Genomic DNA, 6,039 nt, shown 5'->3' with positions numbered 1-6,039 from the left:
CGGCGCCGGATCATCTCGGGACCCCACGCTGGGACGCTGTGACGTCGCCCGGTGCGGTGGCCGGGTTCGCCGATCTACGTCCGGTCATGCCGTTCGAGTGCGAACTGCCACCGCCGACCGCCCTGCAGCCGGGCACCCTTGATCTGAACCTGTATGTGCAGCCGCAGTGGCGTCGACGAGGGATCGGATCGCGGCTGCTGGCCGCCGTCGGTGCATACGCCGTGGGACGGCGGCTGATCGTGGAGATCGCCCCGGATCCGGCCGCGCAGTCGTTCTGCGAGCGGCACGGATTTCGGCGCACCGGATCCAGGATCCATGACCTGCTCGCCTACCGCGATATTCGCCATGCCTGGCTGGGTGAGTTGGTCGACGTCGAGCACCCCGGATACCGACTGCGTCACTGGACCGGGGACCCGACTGGCGCGAACAGCGTCGAGCAACTACTTCGGTATCCGAGCCGACCGGGTAATGCGGTGGTGAGCACCGCCGAGGCGGACGGTGGCGTGGTCGCCTATGTCTTGGCGATGACGGGTGCACCGTCGCAGCGTCGCGCCCGCCAGTACGGCCCTGCCGTGCTCGTCGGTCATCGCGGACGGCGGCTGGGGCTGTGGGTCAACGCCGCTCTGCTCACGCGACTGCGCGAGATCCACCCACACGTCGAGGAGATCGAGACTCGCACCGCCGACGAGGACTCCGACCTGGTCGCCCTGCATCGACACCTGGGCTTCCGCCCTCTCGGGCGGCGTCTCCGCTACGAACTCACCCTGCCGTAACCCGCGGCCCTGACCCCGGTCCAGCAGCACCGGGCCGACGCGTCCCGCTGAAGAGAGGTTGTCATGAAAGATGCTCTCCGCCCCCGGACGCGCACCCACGACCGCCGGATGCGGGCTTGGTTCGCCGCCACGCACCTACAGCTACGTGCCGGCCACGTGGAACAACTCAGCGAGAGGACCGGCTGACGCCGGCACCCGCCGCGACGGCGGTGCCCGGGGCGAAGAGAACCTCAGAGGGGAATGGCGAGTAATGGAGACTGACGTAATCATCGTGGGCGCCGGTCCGGCGGGCCTGATGTTGGCCGGGGAATTGCGCCTGGCCGGAGCCCGAACGGTGGTGCTGGAGCGCCACCCGCAGCCGCGAGACATCCCGAAGGCCAGCGGCCTCGGCGGGCGGATCCTGGACCTGCTGCGCCACCGGGGAATTCTGGAGCGATTCGAGGAGGCCAGCAGCAATCCCCAGGTGGCCCCTCGATTTCCGTTCGGCACCATGCACCTGGACTTCACGCACCTGGTGGATCCGCCGATGCGGGCGATGCCAATTCCGCAGCGGGAGGTCGAGCGACTGCTCGAGGAACGCGCGCGGGAACTCGGCGCTGACGTCCGTCGCGGACACGACGTGGTCGGGGTGACCCAGGACGATGCCACGGTGACCGCGGACGTGCGTGGGCCGGACGGGCCCGCGCGAGTGACCGCTCGATACCTGGTCGGTTGCGACGGTGGGCGCAGCCGGATCCGCGACCTCGCGGGGATCGCGTTCCCCGGCGTGACCTACCCGGAGGTCAACAGGCTGGGCCAAGTCACCGTGCCCGACTCGGTGACGGTGCTGGACAACGGTGACATCGACGTTCCCGGGCTGGGCCGGATCCGCGCGGGGTTCACGCGGACGGACCGCGGTGTGTTCGCGTTCGCGATCACCTCCGGCGTCATGTCCGTGCAGATCACCGAGGACGACACCACCGAGTACGACGACGACGAACCGCTGACCCTGACCGAACTCGCAGACAGCGCTCGGCGTGTGCTCGGCGCGGACCTTCCCCTGGGGAAGCCGATCCGGCTGTCGCGCTACACGTTCAAGGATCGGCAGGCCGAACGATACCGCCACGGGCGGATCATGCTGGCGGGCGACGCAGCCCACCTGTTCCCCGCCACCGGTACGGCACTCACCGTCGGCATGCTCGACACGGTCAACCTCGCCTGGAAGCTGGGTGCCGACATCCACGGCTGGGCGCCGGCCGGCCTGCTGGACACGTACCACGACGAGCGCCACCTCGCCGGTGCACGTGCACAGCTGCAGACCCGAGCCCAGGCGGCCATGAGGCGCGGACAAGACCCGGCCGCCGAAGCGCTCCGGCAGGTCTTCCAGGAACTGGTCGCCGACGAGCCGGCGCTGCGCCGGATGGGAGCACTCGTCGCTCATGCCGACGTCCGCTACCCGATGCCGGGCACCGGCCACCACGCCTTGGCCGGCACCTTCGCACCCGACCTCACCCTGCACACCGACCAGGGCATCACCAGCGTCGCGGAACTCATGCACACCGCACGGCCCGTCCTCCTCGACCTTGCCGACCGCCCCGAGTTGCGCCAGATTGCCAGAGACTGGGTCGCCCGCGTCGACATTCGCACCGCGAAGACCGACACCCGACCAGCAGACGTCCTCCTGATCCGTCCCGACGGGCACGTCGCCTGGGCCGCGACGCTCGACGAACCCACCGTCACCGCCGGGGCCACGTTGCGAGACGCGCTCTCCCGCTGGTTCGGCACACCGCCAAAGCCAAGGGGAGTGCCAGCTGTCGAGTACGGATGCTCGAACGGGCCGGCGTCGTGAAGGTGGTACGGACGCGGAAGCTGCGGGGACAGCTGGGGGCGCGGTTACAGGCCCCGGTCGCTCTGTTCCACCCGGCACCGCGCGAGCGCGTCGAGGGAGGTGCCAGGCGACCTCAGACGTGCGGAGGTTGCCGGCCGGGTTCGGGCGGCTGTGGGCTGCGCCTCGACACCCTCGCGGTCGACCAACCCGCCGCCTGGCAGCGGGCCGACGAACTCATCGCCACGAAGAAACCCCGCGTGTGGCTCCTGGGGCTGTCGATGCACTCATTCGATCGGGTTGCTGCCACGGGGTCGTCAAGCGCCACCATCGGCCCCAGTTCGTCCTCCACCTGCTGCCCGGCCGCGACGACCTGGTCGTAGTCGGCCATCTCCACCTCGACGGACAGCGCTCGGCTGCCAACCGCGCGTTACCTCGGCGGCGGCGTCCCAGTCCGGTGCGTTTGTGGCCAGCGGCGCGATGGCGATGACCCGCTGGGCGAGCAGCCGGGCCGCGACCCGGCCAAGCGGGCGCCCGCGCACGCGCTCGTGCCGCTGCGCGGCCCCGCACGTCCGCGCATCGGTTCGGGGCTCGGATCTGGCTTGGGACACGGGTCTGCTCTCTGTGGGTGACCGGCAGATGACGTGAGCGTGATCCTCATGTTTGACTATGTGTATGCGGGCGGGGGAGGCGCGGCTATCGATCGATTGCGGCACGGCGACCACCAAGGCGGTCCTCGCTTGGCCCGATGGCAGCTCGACGTCGTTGTCGTTCGACGCCGCCCCGTACCTGCCCAGCGCGGTCTACGTGTCGCCACATGGTGAGATGTGGACGGGCCAGCCGGCGCGACAGGCCGCCGCAGGGGAGCCGAACCGGCTCATCCCGAGCCCCCGCCATCCCGCCGATGACGATGCGGTCGTGGACGGGACGGCGGTGGATGTGCTGGAGCTGGCGGCAGCGCCGCTGCGCCGCGTCGGGGTGGAGGCGGAGCGGGTTGCGGGTGGGCCGGTGCGGGATGTGCGGCTGGTGGTGCCGGCGGGCTGGGGCCCGAGACGGCGCACCTGGATCCGGCAGGTCGCACACCGTGCTGGGTTGTCGCAGCCGCGTCTGGTGGAGGCTCCGGTGGCCGTCGCAGGGCACCTGCTTTCCACCGGTGTGCACCTGCCGGTGGGGTCGTTCATCGTCGTCTGTGACGTCGGGGCGGGTGCGGAGGTGACTGTGTTGCGCCGCGGTCCCTTAGGTTTCGAGGTGCTGGCGACTCTCGCCGACGCGTCCGCCGGCGGCACTGCCATCGACCGGGCGCTGACCGCGGCCCTCACCGGCGCTTTGGACGCGCCCGACGGGGGTACTCGTCCCCGCACGCGCGGGGATACTCCAGTGGACGCCGCGCTCGTCCGCGTCGGCGTCGACTCGTCCCCGCACGCGCGGGGATACTCCGAGCGCGGCGCCGGCCGAAGCCAGGACGACCGCCTCGTCCCCGCACGCGCGGGGATACTCCGGGGGTCATCGCGCACCGTCCTCGGCGTCGCGCCTCGTCCCCGCACGCGCGGGGATACTCCCCGAGCTGCACCGTCGACGAGCTGCCGCCCCTGCTCGTCCCCGCACGCGCGGGGATACTCCGCCGTACACCGACGCGGACGTGCTCGACCTGCACTCGTCCCCGCACGCGCGGGGATACTCCCCCGGACCTCTGCCGGGTGTCCGTGGTGACGCTCTCGTCCCCGCACGCGCGGGGATACTCCGGGCCGCCGCGACGTCTACGAAGCACTGCGCAACTCGTCCCCGCACGCGCGGGGATACTCCCGGCTCGCAGTTCGTCGAGCTGATCCCGAGCACCTCGTCCCCGCACGCGCGGGGATACTCCCCCGTGGGTCGCGCAGCGCGTCCGGCCGGGCTTCTCGTCCCCGCACGCGCGGGGATACTCCGGTCTCGGGCGTACAGCGGGTTCCCGTCCAGGGCTCGTCCCCGCACGCGCGGGGATACTCCGCCGATCGCGGGCAGGCCGGTGCGGGCGTGGATCTCGTCCCCGCACGCGCGGGGATACTCCGGCCGTGCAGCGGCACCTGAACGCCCACGGGGCCTCGTCCCCGCACGCGCGGGGATACTCCCGGGTACGGATCACGTCGCACAGTGCCTCCCACCTCGTCCCCGCACGCGCGGGGGTACTCGCTCCCGATCACCGATGAACACCTTCACGTCGAACTCGTCCCCGCACCCGCGGGGGTACTCCCGCCGGCCCGCAACCGTACGCCCACACGGTGCCCTCGGCCCCGCACACGCGGGGGTACTCCCACGCCATGGGCGGGCGCGAAGCGGCCGCTGGGCTCGTCCTCGCACGCGCGCGGTACTCCGACCCTGGACAGTGGTAGCCCTGCCCGCGCCGACTCGTCCCCGCACGCGCGGGAGTACTCCGGCCAAGGACGGGCAGATCCGGGTACGTTGACGACTCGTCCCCCCGCACGCGCGGGGGTACCCCCCACACCGCCCAGGCCGTCCTCGACGCCCTGGCACGTTCCGCACGCGCGGGGGTCTTCCCGGGCGGCGTAGCTACAGCGGCACGCTGCGGTCGTCCCCGCATGGGCGGGGGTCTTCCCGTCAGCTCCAGCGTGTAGTCCGGCTTCGGTTTGTCCCGCAGATGCGGGGGTTTCCGGAGGGATCGTTTCACCTGAACGACGGCGCGGCGTCGGACCCACGCGCGGGGGTCTTCCCCTCTCCCGGATCACCACGCCGACCGGGGTCGGGTCGTCCCCGCACGCAGGCGGCGGACTTCCGTGGGATGCCTGATCAGGTGGTGGTGTCCGGCCTGCCTGTCGTCCCCGCGCCCGTGCCCTATTGCCGGCCGCCGCGGCACGGGTTGCCTGAGCCTGGGGTCTGTAACGTCGCGTGGCCATCGGGTCAACGTCGCGTGGCCATCGGGTCGTTCGGGTCGGTGATCACCGAGGCTGAGCATGGACAGGCCGCGAGGAGGCGTCGGATGAGTGGAGCCCAAGATCATCGGGTGAGCGGGCAGAGCCTGGCGTTGACGCAATTGATCCGCCCGGTCGGACACGCCGAGTTCGATGGCGACGGTGAACGGGACCCGTCGTTGAGATGTTGCTGATTGTCGTGATCTTCGATGATGTGTGGGATGTATGCTCTCCAGCAGGTGCCAACCCGGGTCAACCAGTTGCACCACCCGCCAACCCGGGCCACGGGCCCCGGTCGTCGACGTGATCCGTGTGGTCGACGTGTGGTCGGCGTGTGGTCATCGCCTGCCCGTACGGGCTGATCAACCCAGGTCAACGCGGGCCAGTCCCTGCCATCCCGGGTCGACGCGCAGGTCGCTAGACTGAGCGCTCGCGCCCTCGTAGCTCAGGGGATAGAGCAACGGTTTCCTAAACCGTGTGTCGCAGGTTCGAATCCTGCCGGGGGCACCAGGCATACGTAGATCCGTGGGAGACGATCCCTCGGTTGGGGTCTCCC

The 6,039-nt window shown here is 70.9% G+C and carries 2 protein-coding genes, 1 tRNA gene, 1 pseudogene and 1 CRISPR repeat array; all 4 genes and pseudogenes read left to right on the top strand.

Features of this window, described 5'->3' with window-relative positions; all coding sequences use genetic code 11:
- Positions 1–773: GNAT family N-acetyltransferase (locus SM573_RS06770; RefSeq protein ID WP_474615707.1), on the top strand; the 773-nt coding region annotated here is incomplete at its 5' end.
- Between the two features lie 250 nt (positions 774–1,023).
- Positions 1,024–2,601 carry an FAD-dependent monooxygenase gene (locus SM573_RS06765; protein WP_474615746.1) on the top strand — a complete coding sequence of 526 codons (1,578 nt, stop codon included), beginning with the start codon at positions 1,024–1,026 and terminating at the stop codon, positions 2,599–2,601.
- Positions 2,602–3,246: 645 nt separating this feature from the next.
- Positions 3,247–3,882, top strand: a pseudogene (locus tag SM573_RS06760) (Hsp70 family protein); the annotation flags it as partial.
- Between the two features lie 43 nt (positions 3,883–3,925).
- Positions 3,926–4,868: a CRISPR direct-repeat array (repeat unit 28 nt; unit sequence CTCGTCCCCGCACGCGCGGGGATACTCC).
- Between the two features lie 1,049 nt (positions 4,869–5,917).
- Positions 5,918–5,993, top strand: a tRNA-Arg gene (locus SM573_RS06755).
- Positions 5,994–6,039 lie beyond the last annotated feature (46 nt).

The organism is Micromonospora xinjiangensis (assembly GCF_056150165.1).
This window is presented reverse-complemented; position numbering and strand designations above follow the sequence as displayed.

Excerpts from the sequence above, each read along its gene's own strand:
- SM573_RS06765 (WP_474615746.1), top strand. The coding sequence starts at position 1,024 with ATGGAGACTGACGTAATCATCGTGGGCGCCGGTCCGGCGGGCCTGATG.